21 protein-coding genes are annotated in these 23886 nt (G+C 60.6%); 10 read left to right on the forward strand and 11 right to left on the reverse strand.

The window, feature by feature from the left end; translation table 11 throughout:
* Nucleotides 1-5 precede the first annotated feature (5 nt).
* A complete protein-coding gene (locus tag LVD12_RS12350; RefSeq protein ID WP_237068031.1) occupies nt 6-857 on the forward strand; it encodes a carbon-nitrogen hydrolase family protein in 852 nt (283 codons plus the stop codon).
* 246 nt (nt 858-1103) lie between these two features.
* Here the strand turns inward: LVD12_RS12350 and LVD12_RS12355 are convergent, their stop codons facing one another.
* The 3 genes from LVD12_RS12355 to hppD are packed head-to-tail and all read right to left on the reverse strand — an operon-like array spanning nt 1104 to nt 3793.
* Entirely contained in the window at nt 1104-2111 is a 1008-nt protein-coding gene (locus LVD12_RS12355; protein ID WP_237068032.1) for a fumarylacetoacetate hydrolase family protein, read from the reverse strand.
* A gap of 31 nt (nt 2112-2142) precedes the next feature.
* Complete coding sequence (locus LVD12_RS12360; RefSeq protein WP_237068033.1) at nt 2143-2691, reverse strand: VOC family protein; 549 nt, start codon at nt 2689-2691, stop codon at nt 2143-2145.
* 1 nt (nt 2692) lies between these two features.
* Nucleotides 2693-3793, reverse strand: a complete 1101-nt coding sequence (gene hppD, locus LVD12_RS12365) for a 4-hydroxyphenylpyruvate dioxygenase (protein WP_237068034.1) — start codon at nt 3791-3793, stop codon at nt 2693-2695.
* A gap of 245 nt (nt 3794-4038) precedes the next feature.
* Here hppD and LVD12_RS12370 point away from each other — a divergent pair, with 245 nt between their 5' ends.
* On the forward strand, nt 4039-5424 hold the full coding sequence (locus LVD12_RS12370; RefSeq protein ID WP_237068035.1) for a serine hydrolase domain-containing protein: 1386 nt from the start codon (nt 4039-4041) through the stop codon (nt 5422-5424).
* Nucleotides 5425-5430: 6 nt separating this feature from the next.
* On the opposite strand, the gene LVD12_RS12375 is transcribed toward LVD12_RS12370, so the two are convergent.
* From LVD12_RS12375 to LVD12_RS12400, 6 genes are all read right to left on the reverse strand, one after another.
* Nucleotides 5431-6192, reverse strand: coding sequence for a tyrosine-protein phosphatase (locus LVD12_RS12375; protein ID WP_237068036.1), 762 nt, complete (start codon nt 6190-6192; stop codon nt 5431-5433).
* Between the two features lie 2 nt (nt 6193-6194).
* On the reverse strand, nt 6195-8456 hold the full coding sequence (locus LVD12_RS12380) for a GumC family protein (protein WP_237068037.1): 2262 nt from the start codon (nt 8454-8456) through the stop codon (nt 6195-6197).
* Between the two features lie 10 nt (nt 8457-8466).
* Nucleotides 8467-9042 (reverse strand): polysaccharide biosynthesis/export family protein, encoded by a 576-nt coding sequence (locus tag LVD12_RS12385; RefSeq protein WP_237068038.1) that lies wholly within the window; start codon nt 9040-9042, stop codon nt 8467-8469.
* A 34-nt stretch (nt 9043-9076) separates the two neighbouring features.
* The gene (locus tag LVD12_RS12390) at nt 9077-10234 is read right to left on the reverse strand and encodes an outer membrane beta-barrel protein (RefSeq protein ID WP_237068039.1); all 1158 of its coding nucleotides are present in this window, start codon (nt 10232-10234) and stop codon (nt 9077-9079) included.
* Between the two features lie 175 nt (nt 10235-10409).
* On the reverse strand, nt 10410-11825 hold the full coding sequence (locus LVD12_RS12395) for an undecaprenyl-phosphate glucose phosphotransferase (RefSeq protein WP_237068040.1): 1416 nt from the start codon (nt 11823-11825) through the stop codon (nt 10410-10412).
* A gap of 122 nt (nt 11826-11947) precedes the next feature.
* The gene (locus tag LVD12_RS12400; RefSeq protein WP_237068041.1) at nt 11948-12316 is read right to left on the reverse strand and encodes a VanZ family protein; all 369 of its coding nucleotides are present in this window, start codon (nt 12314-12316) and stop codon (nt 11948-11950) included.
* 223 nt (nt 12317-12539) lie between these two features.
* Here LVD12_RS12400 and LVD12_RS12405 point away from each other — a divergent pair, with 223 nt between their 5' ends.
* Nucleotides 12540-13325, forward strand: coding sequence for a 4'-phosphopantetheinyl transferase family protein (locus tag LVD12_RS12405; RefSeq protein WP_237068042.1), 786 nt, complete (start codon nt 12540-12542; stop codon nt 13323-13325).
* Nucleotides 13326-13461: 136 nt separating this feature from the next.
* Here the strand turns inward: LVD12_RS12405 and LVD12_RS12410 are convergent, their stop codons facing one another.
* Together LVD12_RS12410 and LVD12_RS12415 are read right to left on the reverse strand one after the other, a co-directional pair.
* On the reverse strand, nt 13462-14958 hold the full coding sequence (locus tag LVD12_RS12410) for a hypothetical protein (protein ID WP_237068043.1): 1497 nt from the start codon (nt 14956-14958) through the stop codon (nt 13462-13464).
* Between the two features lie 49 nt (nt 14959-15007).
* Nucleotides 15008-16492 carry an oligosaccharide flippase family protein gene (locus LVD12_RS12415; RefSeq protein ID WP_255771908.1) on the reverse strand — a complete coding sequence of 495 codons (1485 nt, stop codon included), beginning with the start codon at nt 16490-16492 and terminating at the stop codon, nt 15008-15010.
* Between the two features lie 257 nt (nt 16493-16749).
* Between LVD12_RS12415 and LVD12_RS12420 the strand changes: the two genes are divergently transcribed.
* The 7 genes from LVD12_RS12420 (at nt 16750) to LVD12_RS12450 (ending at nt 23677) form a co-directional block, all read left to right on the forward strand.
* Nucleotides 16750-17199 carry a glycosyltransferase family protein gene (locus tag LVD12_RS12420; RefSeq protein ID WP_237068045.1) on the forward strand — a complete coding sequence of 150 codons (450 nt, stop codon included), beginning with the start codon at nt 16750-16752 and terminating at the stop codon, nt 17197-17199.
* Complete coding sequence (locus LVD12_RS12425; RefSeq protein WP_237068046.1) at nt 17196-17708, forward strand: glycosyltransferase; 513 nt, start codon at nt 17196-17198, stop codon at nt 17706-17708. Before LVD12_RS12420 ends, LVD12_RS12425 begins: the two co-directional genes overlap by 4 nt.
* A gap of 41 nt (nt 17709-17749) precedes the next feature.
* Nucleotides 17750-19039, forward strand: coding sequence for a polysaccharide pyruvyl transferase family protein (locus LVD12_RS12430; protein WP_237068047.1), 1290 nt, complete (start codon nt 17750-17752; stop codon nt 19037-19039).
* A 152-nt stretch (nt 19040-19191) separates the two neighbouring features.
* Nucleotides 19192-20532 (forward strand): Coenzyme F420 hydrogenase/dehydrogenase, beta subunit C-terminal domain, encoded by a 1341-nt coding sequence (locus tag LVD12_RS12435; RefSeq protein WP_237068048.1) that lies wholly within the window; start codon nt 19192-19194, stop codon nt 20530-20532.
* The gene (locus tag LVD12_RS12440) at nt 20525-21880 is read left to right on the forward strand and encodes a hypothetical protein (RefSeq protein ID WP_237068049.1); all 1356 of its coding nucleotides are present in this window, start codon (nt 20525-20527) and stop codon (nt 21878-21880) included. Before LVD12_RS12435 ends, LVD12_RS12440 begins: the two co-directional genes overlap by 8 nt.
* Nucleotides 21880-22833 carry a glycosyltransferase family 2 protein gene (locus tag LVD12_RS12445; protein ID WP_237068050.1) on the forward strand — a complete coding sequence of 318 codons (954 nt, stop codon included), beginning with the start codon at nt 21880-21882 and terminating at the stop codon, nt 22831-22833. Before LVD12_RS12440 ends, LVD12_RS12445 begins: the two co-directional genes overlap by 1 nt.
* Nucleotide 22834: 1 nt before the next feature.
* Entirely contained in the window at nt 22835-23677 is an 843-nt protein-coding gene (locus LVD12_RS12450; RefSeq protein WP_237068051.1) for a glycosyltransferase, read from the forward strand.
* The last annotated feature ends 209 nt before the right edge of the window (nt 23678-23886 follow it).

Below are 23886 nucleotides of genomic sequence, written 5' to 3' on the forward strand. Positions count from 1 at the left end.
CAACCATGAAAGATGTCTGCGTCGCTGCGATCCAGATGGTAAGCAGCGAATCGGTCAGCGATAACCTGGCAAGCGCTCACTCATTACTTGTTGAGGCTGCCAGCCGCGGGACAAAAATCGCCCTGCTGCCTGAAAACTTTGCCCACATGTCAGACAAGGGCAGCTTCAGCGTCGCCGAGCCCTTTGCCGCTGAGGGCGAAGCCAGCCCCGGGGATCATCCCATCCAGCATGCGCTGCAGACCTGGGCCGCTGAACTGGGGATCTGGCTGGTGGCAGGTTCGGTGCCCCTCTGTGAGCGTTGGGATGGTACCAGGACCGAGGGCCGACGGAGCCGTTCCGCCTGCCTGGTTTACGACGATCGCGGCAAATTGCGCGGACGCTATGACAAGATCCACCTGTTTGATGTGGAGGTGGAAGATGCGGCGGGGAGCTACCGGGAATCTGCCAGCATCGAGCCGGGCGAGGAGCCCCTGATAACCACTACACCGTGGGGGGAGCTCGGACTCAGCGTCTGCTTCGACCTGCGCTTTCCCGAGCTCTACCGACAGCTGGCGATCGCCGGTGCGGAGATGCTCGTGGTGCCGTCGGCATTCACCTACACCACGGGCCAGGCCCACTGGCTCACGCTGCTGCGCGCCCGCGCGATTGAGAACGGTTGCTTCGTCATCGGCGCTAACCAGGGGGGGCAGCATTCCGAGAAAAGGCGCACCTGGGGACACTCGGTCATCATTGATCCCTGGGGAGAGGTGCTCGCCGAGGCCGGGGAAGGCGAAGCGGTGATTACCGCAAACCTGCAAGTGGAAAAACTGGAAAAAGTGCGACGGCAGATGCCGCTGCTGTCGATGCGGCGACTGTAAGTAAGGGGCGGGTGGCCTGCGGCTGATGACAAAGCCGTGCGGTCTGAAATTAAGACAGAGTGCCAGGGCCCGGATTTCGAAACCGTCGGGTACAGGACGTACCCGACGGAGCTACACGGACGTATTCATGCGTTTTCGAAATCCGGGGCCTGGTGCTCTGTCGCCACCAACTCTTCTTAGAGGAAGGGTGGGGCGATCGACACTACGGGCCAACCTTGGTGGCCAGCCCTTTCTATCTAGCAAACTCTAGGATTTTTCCACGACCTGCTCGATGCGACCGAAGATCGACTGGCCTTCGTCATCGAACATTTCGATGGCGATGCGATCACCGAATTCCATAAAGGACGTGCTCGGCTTGCCATTCTGGATGGTCTCGATCATGCGGATCTCGGCGATACAGCTGTAACCGACACCGCCCTCTTCCACCGGCTTGCCCGGGCCACCGTCCAGCTTGTTGGACACAGTACCGGAGCCGATGATGGTGCCCGCACCCAGGGGACGGGTTTTGGCCGCGTGGGCCACCAGCTGGCCGAAGTGGAACGTCATATCGATGCCGGCATTCGGCTTGCCGAAGATCTTGCCGTTCAGCTCGGAGGTCAACGGCAGGTGCAGCTTGCCTTCCTGCCACTTGTCACCCAGCTGCTCCGGCGTCACGCACACCGGCGAGAAGGCACTGGACGGTTTGGACTGGTAGAAGCCGAAGCCCTTGGCCAGCTCGCCGGGAATCAGACCGCGCAGGGAAACATCGTTCACCAGCATGATCAGCTTGATGTGTTTGAGGGCCTCCTCCGGGGACACCCCCATGGGCACATCGTCGGTGATGACGGCGATCTCGGCCTCGAAGTCGATACCGAAACCTTCGCTCTGCGGCATCTTGACCGGCTCACGCGGCGCCAGGAAAGTATCGGAGCCACCCTGGTACATCAGCGGGTCGCTCCAGAAAGTTTCCGGCATTTCGGCGTTGCGTGCTTTGCGCACCAGCTCCACGTGATTCACATAAGCACTGCCATCGGCCCAGTGGTAGGCACGGGGCAACGGACTGTGACACTTGGCCTGGTCGAAGGCTTCGCCTTGGATTTCGCCGCTCTGCAGTTTTGCGTGCAGGGCTTCCAGCTTGCTGGAAACTTCTGCCCAGTTATCCAGTGCGCTTTGCAGGGTCGGGGCAATGTCAGCTGCGGACGCCATACGGGTGAGGTCGTCGCTGACCACCACCAGTTGGCCATCGCGGCCGGATTTAAGGCTGGCTAACTTCACTGTGCCTTCCTCTCGCTTTCAATCTTTGGGTTTAGGGATCTAACGCTTTGAACTCTTCTTCACCGTGCATCCACGCCGCGTGGCGCGGTGCTTTCTTGGTGCGGGACCACTCTTCCAGCATGTCTTCCGCCACGCGCTTCAACTCCTTGTGCATACCGGGCTCGGCGGTATTGGCCGCCAGCTCGATACGGTGCCCGTTGGGATCGAAGAAGTAGATGGACTTGAAGATCGTGTGGTTGGTGGGACCGAGCACATCGATACCCGCATCCTCGAGCTTCTGCTTCATGGCCAGCAGCTCGTCCATGCTCTCCACTTCCAGGGCGATGTGCTGCACCCACTGCGGGGTGTTCTCATCGCGGCCCATGTCCGGGGAGTTGGGCAGCTCGAAGAAGGCGAGCACGTTGCCCTGGCCCGCATCGAGGAATACATGCATGTACGGGTCCGGTGCCCCGGTGGAGGGCACCTTGTCTTCGGCAATGGCCAGCTGGAAGTCCATGCCGAGGAGATCGCGGTAAAACTCCACGGTTTCCTTGGCGTCGCGGCAGCGGTAGGCCACGTGGTGAATGCGCTTGATGCCCATATCAGGCCTCCGGCTTCTCTTCTTTGCCCTTGTCACCGATCACGCCGCGCTTCAGCTGGTCGCGCTCGATGGATTCGAACAGCGCCTTGAAGTTGCCCTCACCGAAGCCTTCGTCTTCCTTGCGCTGGATGAACTCGAAGAACACCGGGCCGAGCATGTTGGCGGAGAAGATCTGCAGCAGCAGGCGTGGCTGGCCGCCCTCGGTGGTGCCGTCCAGGAGGATACCGCGGGACTTCAGCTCCTCGGTGGGCTCACCGTGGCCCGGCAGACGCTCTTCCAGCATCTCGTAGTAGGTTTCCGGCGGAGCGGTCATGAACTCCATGCCGCGCTCTTTCAGACGATCCCAGCACTTGAGCAGGTCGTCACAGGCAAAGGCGATGTGCTGGATGCCCTCGCCGTTGTACTTCATCAGGAACTCTTCGATCTGGCCGCCGCCACCAGCTGCCTCTTCGTTCAGCGGAATGCGGATCTTGCCATCCGGTGCGGTCATGGCCTTGGACAGCAGGCCGGTGTACTCGCCCTTGATGTCGAAGTAGCGGATCTCGCGGAAGTTGAACAGATCTTCGTAGTACTTGGCCCAGTAGTCCATGCGGCCGCGATAGACGTTGTGGGTCAGGTGGTCCAGGGTATGGAAACCACAACCTTCCGGATGACGGTCGACGCCCTCGATCCACTCGAAGTCGATGTCGTAGATGGAGCTGCCGTCTTCGTAACGGTCGATCAGGTACAGGGTGGCGCCGCCGATGCCCTTGATGGCGGGCAGGCGCAATTCCATCGGCCCGGTGTAAACGTTGACCGGCTGGGCGCCTTTCTTCAGCGCCTCTTCGTAGGCGAACTTGGCGTCTTTCACACGGAAGGCCAGGCCACAGGCGGAGGGGCCGTGCTCCTGGGCATAGTAGTAGGCGTGACTCTTGGGCTCGTAGTTGGTGATGAAGTTGATATCACCCTGGCGCCACAGCTCGACGTCCTTGGAGCGGTGGCGGGCCACCTTGGTGAAGCCCATGGCGTCGAATACGTGTTCCAGGATGCCCTTTTCCGGCGCGGTGAACTCTACGAACTCGAAGCCGTTCAGGCCCATCGGATTCTCAAACAGGTCGGCCATACAATCCTCACTATTCCGTTGGTTGGCGACACACCGCGACTGGCGGGTGCGAATATTGGTTGCAATTGTAACCATGTTAGTTACAACTGCAACTAATGAGCGGGACCACCGCGCCCGAATCCGTCAGCGGTTCCCATGGCTCAAAGTGACCAGTTTTACACCGCGGGCGCCGCTAGAATGCTAGGCTGCGCCGCCCCCGGACACACCCGCGTCGCTGCGGCTAACGACAGGATCCCGAGGCCAAAATGAAAAAAATAGTCACCATTCCCCTGCTCGCGCTCGCCCTGGCGGGGACTGCCAGCGCCATCCTGGCACCGCGCCTGCTGGGCTTCTCCATGACCGAACTGGGCAGCGCTGTGCGTGTTGCCACCGGTATGGGGGCCAAGCTGGCCTGTTCCGGGCGCTATGTCTCCGGCTTCGATCGAGCACAGATCCTTGAGGACCTGGCCTCCTACTCACCGGCAAACCGACTGCTGGACCTGGAATATGACGCGGACGGCCGCCGTGTCACCGCGGACCTGCTGGGACTCGGCAAAGTGAGCGCCCGCTATCGGGAGGGGCTCGGCTGCGCGCTGGAGATCGGTGACACCACTCCCCTGGACCAGGTGACTGTGCAGACGGTCGCAACCACGGACGCCCCCTGGCCGGAGGGCAGCGCTGTGCCTGCCATCAACGCGGACCTGCAGCAGCGCCTGGATGCCCTGCTGGCCAGTGACAACGCCGCCGGACTGGAGACCCGCGCCTTGCTGGTGGTGCAGGATGGCGAGCTGGTGGCCGAGTCCTATGCCGAGGGCATTACCCCGCAGACACCCCTGCTGGGCTGGTCCATGGGCAAGAGCCTGACCGCGATGCTGCAGGGCCGCCTGGAAGCCCTGGGCCAGGGCGACCGCCAGGCCAGGGCCCTCTTCCCCGAGTGGCAGGAAGACGCGCGCCGTGAGATCACCCTGGAGCAACTGCTGCAGATGTCGTCGGGCCTCGATTTCGACGAGACCTACGCGCCGGGTAGTGATGCCACCCACATGCTATTCAGCGCCCACAGCGCCTCCGATGTGGCGCTGCAGAGCCCGGCCGCCTTCGACCCCGGCAGTCATTTCTCTTATTCCTCCGGCACCACCAACCTGATTGCCCGCTGGCTGCACGAGCAGTTGGGTGGCACGCCGCAGGCCAGCATCGACTTCTTCCAGCAGCAGCTGTTGCAACCGCTGGGCATGGCCGACACCGTATTCGAAATGGACCCGAGTGGCGTATTCGTGGGCAGCTCCTACATCTATGCATCCGCGCGGGACTGGGCGCGCCTGGGCCAGCTGATGCTCAATGGTGGCGAGCTGAACGGACAGCAGCTGCTGAGCGAGGAGTGGGTCCAGCGGGCAGCGATGCCGAACGACAGCGAAAACGAGCCCCGCTACGGTTACCAGTTCTGGCTCAATGACGGCGGGGATACACTGCGCTATCCCGAACTGCCCGCCGATGCCTATTTCATGCAGGGCAACCGCAAGCAGGTGGTGATGATCTCCCCCTCCACCAACACGGTCGTCGTGCGGCTGGGCTGGTCCGCGGGGGGCTACCCGGTGGGTGAGAATTTCGCCGAGTTGTTGCCGGTTCCCGGGCGGGAGACGTTGAGCGGTCGTTAAATCAGTTCAGGCCGGGTGTTCGACAGGGTTCTCGGCAAACTGGCAGGCGGACAACCGACGCGGGTTATCCAGCACCAGCTCCTGCGCCCGGCTCTCGCCGATGATGGCCGCGGCAGCATCGCGGCCGCGGGACATGGCCGGTGGCCGCCGCTCCAGATGGTGGGCATCGCTGGCCAGCACAGTGACCAGATCCTTCTCCAGCAATTGCCGCGCGCGGGTTTCTGCCCCCGGGCCGAAGTCGCCCGCCACTGCGCCGGCGGTGACCTGGAACAGGCAGTCGGCTTCTACCAGTGGCCGCAGCCGGGCCAGGTTGCGCAGGACATCGCGGTTGCGTTCGGGATGGGCGATCAGTGGGCGGATGCCCTGTTTCGCCAGCCATTGGATCAGCTGGTCGGTTCCGGGCGGGATGTGACTGTGGGGCAACTCCAGCAGCAGGATACGATCCCCCTGCCATTCCCCGACAAAGGGAATCTCGCCACGCTCCAGCAATGCCGGCAAATCATCGGTCAGACGCACTTCGGCTGCGAGGGCAACCTGCAGTGACGGCTCTTCAGCGCAGAATTCCGTTTCCAGCGCACGCTGGAACTGTTCGAAGGCGGGCCGCAGACTGGACGCCGTATTCTCGTAGCGGCCCGGGTGGATATGGGGCGTCAGCACGGCGTGGGTAATGCCGTCGGCGACGGCAGCCCGCGCCAGTGCGAGCGCCGTCGCCAGATTGTCTGCACCGTCGTCGACGCCCGGCAGCAGATGGCTGTGCAGGTCAAACACTCCTAGGCTTTCTCCTCAGTGGATTCGCTCGCCTCAGCCAGCTCCACACTGGGCACCTGCCGCTCTTCTTTCCGACCCGGCTCTCGCCCGTAGTCGTAGCCGTAGTATTCCTCGGAGTAAACAGCGCTCTTGGTGGTATCAACATGGTTCAGCACCACACCGGCCACCGCTGCACCGCTCTGTTGCAAGCGCGTCAGGCCCTTGATCACCACCCGCTTGTTGACGTCGTCGTGCTTGACTACGAAGAGCACTGAATTGGCGGAACGGGCGATGATGAGGGCATCGCTCACCGCCTGCACCGGCGGTGTGTCAATGATCACGCGGTCGTAGCTGCGGGCGAGTACCTTGATCATTTCATCGAAGCGTGGGGAGACCAGCAACTTCTGCGGGTCATCGCACAGGCGCCCGGCAGGGATGACATCAATGCCGCCGTGCTCATCATGATGAATGCAGTCATCGATGGGGGCTGTGCCCTCGATCATGTCGGTAAGGCCGGGTTTTTCCCGGTCAACTCCGAAGTCGATACCGACCACCGGCTTGCGCAGATCCGCATCCACCAGCAGGACTTTTTCCACCTGGCCGAGGGCGAAGGCAAGGTTTTCTGCCACCGTGGTTTTTCCCTCACCCGGGACTGAAGAGGTCACTGCGAGCACCTGGCCCTGGGCTTCCTTGCCCTCCTTGACACCGAAATGGGACAGCACAATGCCGGTGCGCAGCGTGCGCACTGACTCGGCAAACGTATACTGGTCCGAATCGAAGAAGGCGCGCAGGTCGAGCCGCTGGCCACTGACTTTCTGCACATCCGGCAACAGGCCCATCAACCGCTGGTGCAGATAAACCTCCACGTCTTCCGGATTGCGTACACCGACGCGCAGGAAATCCAGCACGAAAGCCAGGCCAACCGACAACATCAGGGCAAGAGCCAGCACCGCAGAGAGGATCACCCGCTTGTTGGGTTCAGAGGGCTGGGTAGGGGCTATGGCGGGGTCTGCCAGGCGTGCCGGCGCGATATCAAAGCCGGAAGCCTCGCGGGTCTCGTTCACGCGGGTGAGGAAAGTATTGAACAGCTGGCGGTTGATCTGCGCCTGCTGTTGCAACTCGCCATGGCGCACAGCCTTGCGGGAAACCTGCTGATAATTTTCCTTGGCCCGCGCCACCTCCTGCTCCTGGGCGCGGACTCGCGCCTGGGCGGTCTGGTAGCGACTGTCGATGGCATCGGCCAGATTGCGCACTTCACTGCGCAGCTGGTCGCGTACCATGGTCAGCTCATTGTTGGCCGCGATCATCATCGGGTGCTTGGGACCGTAGCGCCGCGACAGTTCTGCCACATTACGGCTGGCCTGTGCCTCGTTGCGCTTGATCTCCTGGATCATCGGGTTGTTCAGCACCTCAGGCAGGTTGGCCAGGGCGAGTTCATTGCCCTCCAGCGCCTGCACCTGTTCATGAATGCTGCCGACCTGGCGCAGTTCACGGCGCATTTCCTGCAGCTGTGTGGTGGCCTCATTGAGATCCTGCTCGGCGAGACTCAGCACCCCGCTCATGTCCACCAGGTCTTCCTGTTCACGAAATGCCAGCAACTCGGCTTCGGACTGTTCCAGCTTCACCCGCAGTGTATCCAGCCGCTCGTTGAGCCAGGAGCTGGCCCGGTTGGTGAACTGTGCCCGTGCCTCGGACTGACTGGCAATATATTCCGCCCCGATCGCATTGGCGACATCGGCCGCCAGTTCGGGTGAGCGCGCGGTGAAGGTGATATCTACCAGGTGGGTATTACGCTTCGCCGAGACACTCAGGCGCTTCAGGAATGCGGAGGTCACCTGCTCCATACGGCTGCGGGCGACGCTATCAGCGCTCTGATTATTGCCGACAAAGGGCAACCAGCCCAGGAGACCGCCACTTGCCTCCCGCAGCGTCGGGTCGAACTCCTCGTGGTTGAGCAAATCCAGCTTGCGGATCACCCGCTCCGCCAGATCCCGTGACTGCAGCAGTTCGGTCTGTGTGAGGATATATTCTCGCCGCTGGGTGCCCATATCGTAGAGCTCCTCCACCGACACCAGGTTGCCCTGGTCCAGCTCGAACATCAGCGTCGCGGTCGCCTGGTAGCGGGAGGGCATACCTGCCACCACCAGAAAGGCGACAGCCGTGATCGCCGCAGTGAGTCCCGCGATCATCCATTTACGGGACAGTATTGCCTGCCAGTAACGGCGCAAATCCGGCCCACTCTCGTCTACCAGATCCTCACCTTCGAATGGGTTTTTCTTGTTCATCCTTGCGCCCTCAGAAAATTCCTTGTTCAACAGTCACGATGTCGCCGGGGAGCAGTCGCGTATCCAGCTCTGCCTTGAATTTACGTTTTTTCTCACCGAGACCCCGCTCAACGGTGATCTTTCCTTCCGAGGCGCGGGGCGTGAATCCACTCGCCATGGCCACAGCCTTGTTGATGGTGAGTCCCGGATGGAACGTATAACTTCCCGGGGTGGTCACCTCGCCGTTGATAAAGAAGGGCCGGTATTCGACCACGGTGACCTCGACACTGGGGTTGATCAGGTAATCCCCCTTGAGGCCGGCCACAATTTTCCGCTCCAGCTCGGAAGTGTTGAGTCCACTGACACCGATCTCGCCGATAAACGGGTAGTTGATGACTCCGCTGTCGCCGAGATACATCTCCATGGTGAGATCTTCTTCACCGAACACGCGGATGGCGATGCGATCCCCCGAGTCCAGCTGATAGTTGGCAATTTCCAGTGGTGCCTTTGCTTTGCTGTCAGCCAGTGAAGGCAGAGGGGCCAGGGTCAATGCCGCCGCAATGAGCAGGAGGCGGGGGGTGGGTAGCTGCAACTTAGATTCCTTCATCGGGGTAACACTCCAATAGGTAGTACGCGGCCTACTACAGGGAAGCCTCAAATCCAATAAATGCCTGATTGCGGTCATAGGCGAACACCGGCTGGGTGGCATCCTGGTTCAGTGCGGAAACACCGGCACGCAATGTCAGCCACTCGAGAAAGCGGTAATCCACCGAGCCGAATGTGCGGCGGATATTTTCGGTCAGGTCCGTGCCCTCGAAGTCCGCATCGGTATAGCGGAAAGACAGCTGGGTGGAGATTGTCTCCGTCCACTCGTGCCGCCATGCGACCGATGCGCTGCGGGCATCGATGAGCCGGGCCAGGCCGCGGGATTCCAGCGCCACGCGGTCACTGGTCAACGTCAACTCGGTAATCTCCAGCGGGCGCCAGGCAGCCAGGAATTCCCAGCGCGGGCGCGTGAAATCGTCCTCGGCGGGATCATCAAACATACGGGTGCCGAGGCCGGCCAGCAGGCTGAGGGTGAGCACTGGCGTCTCCCGCTCGGCACCGACCAGATAATTGACTTCGCGGCTGTCGAGAATTGGCAACCCCGGCAGACGGCGGTAGTCGATATCGCGGGCATCCAGTCTCGCCAGCAGGTTTGTCTCCCCGGCAATATTGAAACGGAACAAGCCCGACCCGTAGGCACCGCGGCGATCCTGGGCGCGCAGCTCTTCGATGTAGTTGCGATCATTGTGGCCGATGGTAAATTCCAGCCGGCCACGGGCACCATCTGCACCAAAGCGGTAAGTGGTGCTGAAGTCCTTCTCTATATAGCGATCCCGCTCGAAGATCAGGCTCTCCAGGTCTGGTGCAACACGATCATTGAATTCCTGCTGGATATCCCGGAACACCAGGTTAACCTCGACGCCATGGCGCGGATGCAGATCCCAGTTGGCACCTGCCAGCAGCTCCTGGTCTGTATAGGAGTCGCGATCTGCGTTCAGGTAATCGCCGTGGGACAGGCTGTATTGGAGGCTGTACTGGGAGATGCCGGTATCTGCCTCGAGCAGCAGACGCGGTGTAGCGACCATCAACCAGCTTTCCACCTCGTTGAATGGCGCATTGTCGATATTGTCGTCGTAACGCAAGTCGACGCCGACGGAAGGCGTGAAGGTAACGCCGGCCGGCAGGGCGATCGGCTCGGCACTGACGAATGGTGATATCGCCAGCCCGGCCGTCAGGGCAAACAGCAGAGGCAAAGAATTTACTGGTCGTTTGACCGGAGACGAAACAATCAGACTACCCATGACCGAGTACCGAATTTCTCGACGGACTTAAACATCCGTACCATTTTTCTGGGAGCCCTAAGTCTAGGTGGCCACTGAATTCCTGCTGTTGGATTTAGTGAAAAATTTGCATTTTTTGGCGGCTAACTCAGTAGGCATTCTTCGAGGTAAAGCCTTTGAAGACGGTCATCAGAACGATGTAGCAATCGAAGAACAGGGACCAGCGGCGGATATAGTCCAGATCATATTCGACTCGCTTGCTCATTTTTTCCAGGGTATCGGTTTCCCCGCGCCAGCCATTCACCTGCGCCCAACCGGTGATACCCGGCTTCACCTTGTGCCTCAGCATGTATCCGCTGACGAGGCTGCGGTATTGCTCATTGTGGGCAACTGCATGGGGCCGCGGGCCCACGATGGACATTTCACCCCGCAGGACATTGATGAATTGCGGCAGTTCGTCGAGGGAGGTGCGGCGCAGGAAACTGCCGAAGCGAGTCACCCGTGGATCATTGCGCGTGGCCTGAACCACACTGTCGCCGTTTTCCTGGGTGGTCATGGAGCGGAATTTCCATACTTCGATGGTATTGCCGCAATATCCGTAGCGCCGCTGGCGGAAAATCACCGGGCCCTTCGAGGAGAGTTTTACGCCGATGGCAATCAGCAGCATCAACGGTGACAGCAATGTCAGTGCAATGGAGGCGATCACTACATCCTCCAGCCGCTTGAGCCAGCCATTGATGCCCTGGATCGGCGTGTCATAGATACTCAGAACTGCGCTGCTACCGATGCGGTGCCAGCGGGACTGCAGCAGATTGGCCCCGAAAATATCCGGTAACAGGTGGACCGTGGCCGTGGTGTCACCAAAGGCCGCCAGCAATTCACCGATGCGTTTGGCTTCGCTGATGGGCAGGGCAATATAGACCAGGTCCAGCTCGCCGGAGTGGGCGGCGGCCAGGGCGTCTTCCAGTTCACCCGCGGGACCGGTCATCAAGCTCGCAGCGCCGGCGAGGGATGTCTCCGCTGACTCGATACCGGGGATCCGGTAAAAGCCCTGCAGGCGGATACCGAGCTCCGGGTGCTGCTGCAGGTCGCGGGCCAGCTGCAGGCCCGTGGGGCTGATACCGAGAATGGCTGCCGAACGGGTATTGCGGTCGTGCACCCGCAGGAACTGCAGTAGCCGTCGCAGGGCAAAGCGCCAGCTGCCCAGGATCACCAGTGTCAGCAGGAACCAGGAACCCACGACCAACCGTGAGAATTCATGGCCCAGCCTGGAAAAGTATCCCACCAATAACAACAGCAGGCAGACCGATATCCAGGCAATCGCCATGGTGGTGAGCATCGTGCGGAAACTGTCAGTCCGCCACGACCGGTACAGTTCCACCGGCTCCGCCATGACGACGAATGCCATTACAGCCAGCAGGCCCGCTGCCACCCAGTCGCCGGTGATCGGCTCCCCTGCCACTGCGAGGCAACTGCCCAGTACTGCGAGAATCAAGAGCCCGTCAATCAGACGGTAAATCGCGGCCAGATCGCTCTGGTGCGCACGTATCCATCCCTGTTGCAACGCCCTGACCTCCCTGGGCTACATCCTACCTCTACTGCTGATGCATCAGAGTCGCCCGCGCTCAAAGAACAATCAGGCTGCACATCTTTTGCGCAGAGAGAATGGCACAGGGACCGGGGATCTCAAGTTCTTTTTGTTAACTCTGTCACATTTCTATTCCGGTTCTTTGCCCGTGACAGGAGGCTCCACAGAAGCAGCAAGAAGCAGGCAAACAAGACTCCCGCAGCGCCCGCAATAAAGTCGTGAAAGGAAGGTGTACGACGCGGCAGCCATAGCGCCTGCGCCCACTCGATCAGCGCTGCAAAGAGCACCAGTAAAAAAATGATGAGAAACACCCTGACAGATGTACGCCGCCTGAGCACGACAAACGAGAGGAAAGCCAGGACAAAAAAAGCGGCAAAGTGTAATAGCAGGTCAAAGTGCGGAAATAACATCGGCAGTGGTCGGCCGCGAAGGGCATAACCGACACTGACGGCAAAGGCCAGCAACAATAGCAGGCGCCAGAACCACAGTCGTTGAAGCTGAATGGAACACCCCCGTAAACCAGGACAGCACTCGGCGGGATATCCCCCGTATTCCTCAGTGTAGTTCCACTATTGCGGTCTATCCTTGCTCCCAGTCCCTGTTTCCGGCGCAGCCGTTCTGGCACCGGTCACCCTTTTCAGCATTGCAAAACCCGGCCCGGTTGCCCGGCGCCATTCTGCGGAGGTTCCCATGGATAGCCCTGCATTGCTGCGTCCGCGCGCAGCGTCGAACCTGCCGGTGCAGCCGGCGACGGTGGTTGAGGATGCGCTGAACCGCCCTGTGCGGCTGTTCTGCTTTCATCTTGACGACGACTCCGACATCAGCCTGACCGAGGCGCGGCGCTATCTGGACCGGGATGAACGTCAGCGGGCACGGGCTTTTGTCAGCAACCGGGATGGAGAACGCTTCATAAGGGCCCATGGTTGCCTGCGCCGGATATTGGCATTGCAACTGAACCGCGAACCCGCGGCACTGGAATTCCGCTTGGGTCCTTACGGCCGACCTTACCTACCCGGCAGTGGTCTTTCCTTTAATATGTCCCATTCCGAGGGGTATGCCGTCTGTGCCCTGTCGCGATCTCGCTCAGTGGGCATCGACCTGGAAATCCACCAGCCCGCATTCTGCTTTGGCCCACTGCTTTCGATGGTGTTCACAGAGACAGAGCGGAACCACCTGAATGAAAAGTCCGGGGCGGAGCGGCGCAAACTGTTCTACGAATTCTGGACAGCAAAAGAGGCCCTGATGAAGCTGACCGGACTCGGGCTCAACCTGGCACCGGACACCATCGAGTTACTGTTAGCGGGTGACCGGCCATGTGGTTTCACCCGCCCGCTGATCGACGGGATGACGCTCCAGCACATCGACTGCGCGCCGTTCGCCGATACAACCCTGAGCTGTTATCTCGTGACTGCGCCGAGGCAACGGAACCGGAATATTGTCGGCATCACTGCAGGTAGTAATCAAGCGCCCCAATAAAAAACCGGGCCTTTCGATAGCAACAAGAAGCAATTAATTTTGCTTCTTCGCCTGTCGCAGCGTCGGCATCGAACCGGCAATACACTCCATTACGCCCGCAACCGTTTTGCAAAAAAAATCTGAGAGTCTGTAACGATCAGGTGAGATATCGGCGCAGCGGATTCTTGTACAGACCCAGTGGCTGGATCAGGTACTTGATCCTGTCACGCATCTTGATGGAGAGGGCAAGGCGTATTTCCTGGCGCAGAAAAAACAGCTTGCCAAGCCCCTGGGCGCGGTTGAAGGGTATTCGTCCCAGCTCAGGCCACAGATAATCCATCAGGGCCGGAATGACCTTCTTGGCCCCGCGATACTCCTCGGGTAGTGCCAGGATTTCCCGATAGTAATCGCCGCAGTTGAAGGGACTGATCGATGGCAGGGACAGCTCGTGCCCATAGAGTGTCGGCCCCGCCCACCCTGCAGCGCGAATTTCGGTATAGGCGAGCCCGAGTACATTGGCCACACTCATACCCTCCGGCAATCCTGCCAGCCATTTCTCCGCCAGAGCCAGCGTGTAAGGGTTCCTGACGATGCCCATACGCATCAGTAACCCCGCTGAGGACAGCCTGGTTAGTCTGGCATCGTCGGTATACCAGTAGGGTGCGCGCAGAGCCTCGCCACAGGTGCCGTTGATTTCATGGCTGTGGCTGTCGTGCACGCGGGCCGTCTTGCCCATTGAAGCCACGGTATCTTCGACACAGTAGCCCACTCGGTGCAACCATCCCGCCAATTCCTCTTTCGATGGTTCGAGAAAGGGCAACTGGCGATAGTTCAGGTCAAACCGCCTGGCAATGTCAGCAGCTATATGGCAGTCCAGGCGACAACAGTAGCGATCCAGCACAACCGTCTGAAACTGCATCTGCTGGTGCCACTCGCGACTGGCCGCCAGCACAATACGGGAATCCCGGCCACCGGTCAGCTGTGCAATACGATGGCCATCATCCACCAGCGCCTTTACATTGCTGCGGATAAGTTCGCCGATGCGGGCAATGGCCTGCCTCGGCTCGACGTCCGGGTTGCCACAGCGACCTTCCCCACCGGGCAACGGAAACACCCGCTTTGCCTGCCAGCTGTTGAGACCCAGCGTATGATTGGGTAACAGCCGCTTGACGCCCAGGTAGGGCGTCAGCCCCAGTGGAAACCACACTTCCCCCTTACCGCCAGACAGGGCCCGGCGTACTTCCGGGTCTGGTTGCTGTTCCTCTAATAAAGAGAGCATGGTGGGAGTCGAGGCAAGTATCTGCTGCCCCGGGTTGTATACCACGCCCATCATGGCGGCCGGATCCGGGCGCACCAACACTTCCTCGCCCTCGACGCTGAAGCAGACGAAACGCCCGCACAGCTCGTCAAAGACGTCCGGCGCACCGTGCTCGATGCGGTGGGCAGTGATGGAATCACCGTCGTGCAGCAGCCGTCCGCGAAAAATCACCCAGCCAATCAGCAGGCTCAGCAGCCCGCCCCGCTCATCAAAGACCTTCAGGACCGGCACATCGCGGGCCACGGAAAGCCACCAGTCCTGCAACTGACAGTGCTTCCAGCCCGACAACTGGTTCAGCGGCCGCGCGGCCAGGGCAAATTGCTTTGGGAACTCCATGCACATTCTCTGTTTCTTCGCTCGACCCCCAAACCGCTGAGTCCTGTCCTCACTGACCGAAGTTACCGGCCAGGCGTTCTGTCTCCCTGCGTCGCCGCAGGAAAGTCTTCAGCTCGCTGCGAACCGGCGCCTGTGCGAGCGCCAGCAACGCCGCAGCGAACACGGCAGCGATACCGGCCACCGCCAACTGTAATAGCCCAAAAGTCAGAGATGTGTCTGGTCGGGGCAGCAAATGTGGCACACCTGTGACAAAGACATAGCACAGTGCGCCACCCAGCAGCAGCTGACGCAGCAGGCTCCATACGAACCGGGCTTTGCCGCGCGCCATCTTCATCAGAGAGACAGAGACGGAGAGGGCAAGCAGCTCGCCACCGACACCAGTCGCGGCAATCCATGTCACCGGCGCCCCCTTCAGGGCGAGCAGGATGGCTGCAGCGAGGCTGATGCAGCGGAAGATATTGGCGATCATCGCGTTCTTGGTATGGGCCTGGCTGTTGGCGATGACCGATGGCGCGATGCGGATGACCCGAACCGCCTGCATAGCCGCAAGCCAGGTGATGACGCCCACTGCGAGCAGGTACTGTTCACCAAAACTGAGGCGGATCAGGCCGTGGCCACCGATGCCAAAGAAAACCACCATCAGCACGGCAAAACCACAGCAGGCAATGAGAGCAAACTCGCCGCAGCGATAGAAGAGCGCCGGATTGTCGCGGCTGCGCGACAGTACCGGCATCAGCAGGTAAGCGCTCAACTTGGCAAAGATCAGTGTGGGTAACATGCACAGTGAGAACGCGACGCTGTACCAGGCCAGTGTCTCTTTCGCGTAGAGGCTGGCGATAATGACCCGATCCCCCTGGAAGATACCGAACATCAGGAAGCCATTCACCAGCAGCGGCCAACCAAATGCCAACTTGCGCTTCGCCAGCGGCCAGCACAGTGCCCAGCGGTAGGGCCGTTTTGCCAGCAGGTGGGAGAGCAGCACATGCATCATTGCCTGCAGCAGGATGACGGCCAGCATCACCCGGTAGTCTTCGAAAAATAATGAGGCACCGAAGGCCACGCCCAGTATCAATACCTGCGGTATGGCATCGAACAGCGCAGTAGGCAGGAAATCCAGATTCCGCTGCCGCACGACAAAATCAAAGTTCATCAGGCCATGCAGAAGCGCCACAACCGCCAGCAACTGGAATGCCCAGACTTTGTCGGCGAGATCAAACAACTGTGCCACCGGGGAGGCAATGGCAAACAGTATCGCGGCGATCAGCAATCCCTTCAGGAACTGCAGAAAATGCGCAGAACCGAGCATGTCATCGCTGTCGCCTTCCCGATCCTGGACCAGCACCCTGTCCAGGGCAAGGTTGCTGGTCATTTCCACCAGCGAGATGGTCAGCACGAAGGTAGTGGCAATACCGAAATTCTCAAGACCGATATGCCTGGCAATGATTACATTGCGAAGAAAGGTACAGGCGGCCACCAGAGCCTGACTCACCGTCAGTACCGAGGCACCCTTTAATAAACTGAACCGCAGAGACAAAAGTCACTCCCTGATCCGGGTCGTAGAGCACGCCGATCACACTCTGGTTCACGGCGAACATTGCCACACTATCGCTATGCAGAGGGGATGGCATTTTTGCCATCTCTGATCCATGAAATAGGCAACGATGCTTTGCCTGACAGACTTCCCGCCCGGCAGAGAGAGTTTAGCTATAGTTTCGTGGCCCGGCAGCCGGAGCGGCCTGCTGGCGCAAGAGAGAAAGAAAATCCACGGTTTACTCTCGGGGCGGGAAAGAGATGGATACCAAAGTCTTGGCAGTGGCATCCCGTGGCGGGCACTGGAAGCAACTGATGAAGCTGGAGCCTGCATTTCGCGGCTGTGATATTCGCTTTGCCTCCACCAGTCATGACAACCCTGGCGTTGGAAAAACATCACACTACTTCTACCTGCCGGACGCGAACCGTCACACCCCGCTGAATGCGCTCTGGCTCCTGTGCACTTCTGCCTGGCTGGTCTTGAGGCTGCGCCCGGATGTGATCATTTCCACCGGCGCGCTGCCCGGTCTGAGCTGCATCCTGTGGGGGCGACTGTTTGGCGCCCGCACGCTGTGGATTGACAGCATCGCCCATGCCGACCAGATGTCGCTGAGCGGGCGGGTGGCGCGCTATGTCGCAACCACTACTCTGTCGCAGTGGCCCGATCTCAGTCGTATGACAGGGGTGGAATACCGGGGTGCGGTTCTGTGAGCCTGATCCTCCTGACCACTGGCACACAGGCACCCTTCGATCGCCTGGTCCGGGTCGTTGATCGCTGGGCGGCAAAAAATCCCGACGTCCACATCGTCGGCCAGATTGGCCGAGGAAATTACCGCCCCCGTCATATCGAGACAAAACCTTTTCTCAACAATCGTGAATTTCGGTCCCTGGCCCACGACTGCACACTGATGCTGGCGCACGCCGGCATGGGCAGCGTGTTGTCGGCACTCGAATACCGCAAACCACTGGTGATGATGCCCCGCGATCCCCAGCAGGGTGAATGCAACAGCGATCACCAGTTCGGCACGGCAAGACGGATGGCCACATTGCCAGGCGTTTACTGTGCCTACAATGCCGCCCAGCTGATTCACCGGCTTGACCATCATCGGCAACTCAACGCCCCGGAAGCCCTGCAACAGAGCCAACGGCAACAAGAGCTGTCCCAGTTCATCGCCGGCTTCATAGGACGGCAAACACAACAAACTGCACCGGGAGGCTGAGCGGTATCCCGCCCGCATCGGCAATCCCGGTAGCAACCGGAATGACAACCGTGAGTCTGCACACCATGACCAGAATTTCCCTGCTTGGGGCTGCCCCGGATACCGGCAATCTTGGGGTCAACGCCCTTTCCCGTTCCACCATGCTGGGCATTGCCAGGCGGATCCCTGAGGCAGAAATCTGCATCTTCGACAACGGTCGCGGCCTGCGCCAGGGTGTGTATCAAGCAGGGCGCGACACAGTGGCCTACAGGCTCTGTGGGCTGAGCAACAGTCGTCGTTTCTACCGCCCGGAAAGCCTGGCCCATATGCGCCTGTCGACGCTGTTGCCCGGTCTTTCCAATCCCGGCATGGACCTGCTCAGCTCCTCCCAGGCAGTGCTGGATATCAGTGGTGGAGACAGCTTCACCGACCTTTATGGCCCCAAGCGTTTTTCGCTCATCACGGCACCCAAGCAACTAGTGCTGGAGAAAAAGCGCCGCCTGATTCTGCTTCCACAAACCTACGGCCCGTTTCGCTCACCGGCCCGGCGCAAAATTGCAGAGGATATCCTGCGACGCAGCCACCGCGCCTGGGCGCGGGATCGTGACAGTTTCGAACGCATGGCAGAACTGCTCGGCAGCGATCTCGATCCAACCCGGCACAAGTGCGGGGTGGATGTCGCTTTCCTGTTGCCTACCACCCAACCGGCGGGGATGGATGCGGGACTGATCAGTTGGCTGAACGACTCACCCCACGACCTGATCGGGCTCAATATCAGTGGGCTGATTTACAACAGCCCCCACGAAGCCATCCAGCGCTATGGCCTTAAGGCCGACTATCGCGCGACGGTGCAAACCCTGTTGAAGCGTTTCCTGCGCGAAACCGATGCCCGGATCCTGCTCGTGCCACACGTTCACGCACCCAGCGGCCACCCGGAGTCAGACCGTGATGCCTGCCGGCACCTGCTGCAGACCCTCGCCCCGACTGACCGGGAGCGGGTTTACCTGCTCGAGGATCGCCTCGATGAATCCGGTATCAAGTGGGTAATAGCCCAGGTGGACTGGTTCTGTGGCACTCGTATGCACGCCACCATCGCGGCGCTCTCCAGCGGGGTACCCACGACCACGATTTCCTACAGCGACAAGGCCGTCGGTGTATTCGACAGCTGCGGCCAGCGCAGTGAGGTTTTCGATCCGCGCCAGCTCGATACGGTGACATTGTCAGAAAATGTGTTCGACGCATTCCAACGGCGCGACAGGATTAAACAGTCACTGCAGCAGAAATTACCGGATGTGCTGGCACAGGCCACGAGGCAGATGGATGAAATTGCCGAGAGTTGTGTATCAGCCTGATTTATTTGCTCCGGATATCCGGAAAAAAATTTTGGCGCTTGTTCGCCCGCTCTCTTCACCTTATCGGTCATCTTTTTTTACAGGCGCTCTAAAATTTTTTGCACATTTTTTAGCACTATCGAAAGTGTCTCTGCCGGAGTGAATTGCAGTCGATGCAAAAAATAAAGACCATCGAGGAAGTGCGGCGCAGTCATCTCTGCACCGGCTGTGGCGCCTGCGCCTCCCTGGAGCCACAACGGTACGCCATGGTGGATGTTGTGGAGGAGGGCCGCCGGCCTGTGGTGCGCAAGGATGCGCCAGCCGAGACCGGGGTTGCCCTGGCGGCCTGCCCGGGTACCGGCCTGCAGCATGACTACGATGTCTCCGACAGTGGACTTCTGCCGGAGCTGGGTCCCGCCTGGGGACCGGTGTACCGGGTCATCGAAGGCCACGCGGCAGACTCCGATATCCGCTTCGCCGGATCCAGCGGCGGCGCCGCAACGGCACTTGCGCTGTTCTGCCTGGAACAGCGCGGCATGCACGGAGTGCTCCACACGGCCGCCGACCCGGAGCGGCCCTACCTCAACCGTACGGTATTCAGCCGCGATCGTGACGCCCTCCTTGCCACCACCGGTTCCCGCTATGCCCCATCCAGCCCCTGCGAGGGACTGGACCAGATTGCTGCTGCCGATGGTCCCTGCGTATTTGTCGGCAAGCCCTGCGACGTGGCGGCACTGAGGCGGGCAGAGAAACACTCGCCAGCCCTGCGTGAACACACTGGTCTGACGATCGCTTTTTTCTGTGCCGGGGTACCCAGCACCTCGGCAACGCTGGCACTGGCGGAGCGTGAGGGCGCGGCAGCTGCCGGCGATATCAACGCACTGCGCTATCGGGGTAACGGCTGGCCGGGCCACTGGACCCTCGACTATCAGGACCGGGAGGACAACCGGCAGTCGAGCCAGATGACCTACGCCGAATCCTGGCACTTCCTGCAAAAGCACCGCCAGTGGCGCTGTTATGTATGCGCGGATCACACCGGTGAGTTCGCGGATATCGCCGTTGGCGATCCCTGGCACCGGGACATCGAGCCCGACGAGATGGGCAGCTCGCTGATCGTGGCGCGCACCCGACGCGGGCTGGCACTGCTGCAGGCCGCACTGGATGCCGGTTACCTGGAAGAGGTCGCCGACGATCCCAGCCTCTTGCCCCGCTCCCAGCCCAACCTGATCGGCGCCCGGGGAAATCTCTGGGCACGCCTGAGTGTACTGCGGCTTCTCGGTGCCGCCACACCCAACTATTCGGGCTTCGCCCTGTTTCCCTTCTGGCTGAGCGAGCTGGGGATCGTAGACAAGGTGCGGTCCCTGCTCGGCACTGTCCGGCGAATCTTCCGCAAGCGGCTGCTGCATCCGGTCCCGGACAGCGGGGATACCGTTCCTGCCGCATCGCCGGTACCCAGGCACTCCCGGCTGAATGCGGCCGACCAATCGACACAGGAGGTCGATATCCATGTTTGAACGCCAGATGCCGGATCATTTCGGTGGTGCCCTCTGGGCCGACCAGACACTGGCACACCCCGTGGGTATTGCCGCCCTCATTGCCGCACTGGTCGCACTCGTGGTCCTGCCACGGCGCTATGCCATGCTGCCGCTGATATTGATTGCGGTGGCACTGCCCGGAGCCCAGCGCATCGCCGTGCTGACCCTCGATTTCACTTTTATCCGCATCGTGATCCTCGCCACACTGGCCCTGGCTGCCGCCCGCGGCCATACCCGTGGCCTCAGGCTGGGCCTGCCGGACCTGCTGATCGGGCTCTGGGTTTCCTGGGGAATGATTGCCGGCGGCATCCTGAGCGGCGGATTCAGTGGGGTGATCAGTGGCGCCGGTGGTGCCATTGACACCTTTGGTGCCTATCTCGTCGGGCGAATCTATATCCGCTCGCTGGCAGACCTGCGACACCTGTTGCTGTGGCTGTCACTGATTGCCATCCCGATGCTGGCTTTCTTCCTGGTGGAACAGTTCACGGGCCGCAACCTGTTCGGTTTTTTCGGCGGGGTACCCGAAGAAACCATGGTGCGCAATGGCCGGCTGCGCGCGCAGGGTCCCTTCTCTCACCCCTTGATGGCGGGCGTTTTCTGGGCCAGCCTGCTGCCCTGCATCGCGGCCCTGTGGATGGCCCGCGCCGGCAGCCGCCCGGGTCTGGTACTGGCCATGGCCTGCATGGTTCTGATCGTGGCCAATACCGCTTCCAGCACCCCGATCGTGGCGGTGCTGCTGGGTATCGGCGGCATGGGGGTCTATCTGTTGCGCCGCTACCTGCGCCTGATGGTGGCTGGCGGGTTGGCCTGCCTGGTTGGCCTGCACATGGTGATGGACAAGCCGGTCTGGCACCTCATATCGAGAATTGACCTTTCCAACGGCTCCACTGGCTGGCATCGCTATAACCTGATCCAACAGTCCATCAATCACTTCAACGAATGGTGGGCCTTTGGAACCAAGTCGACCGGCCACTGGGGCTGGGGGCTGCAGGACATCACCAACCAGTATGTCCTCGAAGGCGTCAGTGGCGGCCTGCTGCAGTTACTGCTGTTCGTCGCCCTGCTCACCTGTGTCTTCCTCCGTCTCGGGCGCACCTTGCGGCGCACCCGCAACCGCGCCGCTTACTGGCTGCTCTGGGGTGTGGGGGTCAGCCTGTTCGTGCACTGCATGAGTTTCCTCGCGGTGTCATATTTCGGCCAGCTGGTCTGCCTGTTCTTCATCTTTCTTGGCAGTGCGGTGGCCGTCTCCGAGCGCAGCCCCTCCACAGTGCGCAGACGGGAGCACGCCATGGCGCATCCGGGTACGGCCATCGGGAGTCCCGGTTGATGTCTGCAGACGACATGGAGGTCCTGCCACCGATCAATATCGTGATCGTCTGCTACAACTGCGGCCGCGATATCCTCAAGCTGGTGGGCGATCTTCGCAGCGGTGACTATCCCACCGACAGGTTGTCGCTGACCATTGTCGACAATGCTTCCGCCGACGATTCGGTGGAGCTGCTGCGTCGTATCGAGGGCATACCTTCGGTCCTGATCGAGGCCGGGCGCAACCTGGGCTTCGGTGCCGGTTGCAATCTGGCGGTGCGCCATATTGCCGGTGATGGGCTCATCCTGTTCCTGAATCCGGATGTGCGCCTCCGTCGCGACAGCCTCACCGCATTGATCCGCGGCTTTTACCAGTATCCTCTCAGCGGGATCTGGGGAGGCCTCACCTGCAATGCGGATGGCGAGCCCGATGGCAAGAGCGCCTGGCGGGAACCATCCCTGTTGGGACTGGCCGCCTGGAGCTTTTTCCTCGATGCCGCGCTGCGACCGTTTGGGTTCCCCGGAGTCGAAGCATACTCGCCCCGCGCGTTGCTGCAGGGCCCCCGGGTAGATGCAGTCTCCGGCTGTTTTTTCCTGATCGACAATGATCTGTTTCATCGGCTCGGCGGGTTCGATGAACGTTTTTTCCTGTATTCCGAGGAAATCGACCTGTGCCGGCGGGCGCGACTGCTCGGGGCGCAACCACAGATTATTCCGGCGGCCCAGGTGATGCACACCGGCAGTGTCACGCTCACCAGCGAGAACAAGCTCAGACACCTGTATTACTCGAAGCTGCTCTACTTTCGCAAGCACTGGTCACCGGTCCCCTTCCGGATCGCCCGCATGGTGTTGAACGTGGGCACGCTTCTGCGGCTCACGGCACTCTCTGTCCTGTCACCCCTACGGCGTGACTTCAATCACCGGCGCAAAGCCTGGTGGAATTTTTTCAAGCAACAGCTCAGCTGGAAATTCTGATATGTCGGAGTATCTTCCTGCGGTGATCATTCCCGCGCACAATGAAGAATTATCGATTGCGACACTACTCCGTGCCCTGATGCCGGGTGTGCAGAAGGAACTCTACACCATCACTGTGGCATGCAACGGTTGCTCCGACCGCACTGCGGAGATCGTCCGCTATCATTTTCCCCAGGTGTGCTGCATTGAGCAGGAGCAGGCCTCGAAGGTGGCCGCACTCAACGCCGCCGAGAATGCCGACCTGGGTTTCCCCCGTGTTTACATCGATGCCGATGTCGTTATCAGCAGCAGCGCCGTGGAAACGCTGATTGATACCTGTCGGGAGTCCAGGGAACCGACGGTGGTGGCACCGCGGGCCGTACCAAAGAATGAAGGCTGCGAATGGCTGGTGCGGACCTACTATCTGGCATGGCAAAAGACCATCTTTTTCCAGCAGCACGGCTTCGGTTCCGGTGTCTACGCCCTGAATCGGCCCGCACGGGAAAAGTTTGAGCGCTTCCCGAACCTGATTTCCGATGACGGCTTCGTGCGCCAGATCCTGAACTACGACAATATCCGTGTTGTGGAGTCCGCCAAGAGCCTGGTCAAATCGCCCCGTGATCTCGCCGGACTGATCCGCATCAAGACCCGTAGCAAGCTCGGCAGCCTGGAAATCAGCAACAGTGAAGTCAAGATGGGCAGCGGACCGCAGGTCAACCAGCGGTTCCTGCAGCGCCCCACGATCCTGGAGCGGCTGGTTTATGGTGGCGTGAACCTGCTGGCGCTGCTGAATGCGCGTCGCCTGATCCGCAAGCGCGGCCGTGCCTACTGGCTGCGCGATGAGACTTCCCGCCATTCGGCCTGAAAATTTACCGCCGGAAGTAAGAACAAACCGACTTTGCAGAGCAGAGTCGCCTTCCGGCGGTCCGCATGAACGTTGGCCTGAGAGAATATTGCCCTGGCAGAGGGAAGAGAAGCTCAGGGCTTGCGGAGCCAACCAGCGACACTTCACGGCATTGAAGCCACAGCCCAGGCAGTGAAAATACGATACCGGCGCCCTCAGGGGGCGCCGGT

This window comes from Microbulbifer guangxiensis (assembly GCF_021729075.1).
Lineage (GTDB): Bacteria > Pseudomonadota > Gammaproteobacteria > Pseudomonadales > Cellvibrionaceae > Microbulbifer > Microbulbifer guangxiensis.

Bases quoted from the DNA above. Each gene is read 5' to 3' on its own strand.
- LVD12_RS12410 (WP_237068043.1), bottom strand. From the start codon at position 14,958: ATGGAGTTCCCAAAGCAATTTGCCCTGGCCGCGCGGCCGCTGAACCAG.
- LVD12_RS12430 (WP_237068047.1), top strand. From the start codon at position 17,750: ATGACAACCGTGAGTCTGCACACCATGACCAGAATTTCCCTGCTTGGG.
- LVD12_RS12435 (WP_237068048.1), top strand. From the start codon at position 19,192: ATGCAAAAAATAAAGACCATCGAGGAAGTGCGGCGCAGTCATCTCTGC.
- LVD12_RS12385 (WP_237068038.1), bottom strand. From the start codon at position 9,042: ATGAAGGAATCTAAGTTGCAGCTACCCACCCCCCGCCTCCTGCTCATT.
- LVD12_RS12370 (WP_237068035.1), top strand. From the start codon at position 4,039: ATGAAAAAAATAGTCACCATTCCCCTGCTCGCGCTCGCCCTGGCGGGG.
- LVD12_RS12405 (WP_237068042.1), top strand. From the start codon at position 12,540: ATGGATAGCCCTGCATTGCTGCGTCCGCGCGCAGCGTCGAACCTGCCG.
- LVD12_RS12350 (WP_237068031.1), top strand. From the start codon at position 6: ATGAAAGATGTCTGCGTCGCTGCGATCCAGATGGTAAGCAGCGAATCG.
- LVD12_RS12445 (WP_237068050.1), top strand. From the start codon at position 21,880: ATGTCTGCAGACGACATGGAGGTCCTGCCACCGATCAATATCGTGATC.
- LVD12_RS12420 (WP_237068045.1), top strand. From the start codon at position 16,750: ATGGATACCAAAGTCTTGGCAGTGGCATCCCGTGGCGGGCACTGGAAG.
- LVD12_RS12380 (WP_237068037.1), bottom strand. From the start codon at position 8,456: ATGAACAAGAAAAACCCATTCGAAGGTGAGGATCTGGTAGACGAGAGT.
- hppD (WP_237068034.1), bottom strand. From the start codon at position 3,793: ATGGCCGACCTGTTTGAGAATCCGATGGGCCTGAACGGCTTCGAGTTC.
- LVD12_RS12440 (WP_237068049.1), top strand. From the start codon at position 20,525: ATGTTTGAACGCCAGATGCCGGATCATTTCGGTGGTGCCCTCTGGGCC.
- LVD12_RS12360 (WP_237068033.1), bottom strand. From the start codon at position 2,691: ATGGGCATCAAGCGCATTCACCACGTGGCCTACCGCTGCCGCGACGCC.
- LVD12_RS12450 (WP_237068051.1), top strand. From the start codon at position 22,835: ATGTCGGAGTATCTTCCTGCGGTGATCATTCCCGCGCACAATGAAGAA.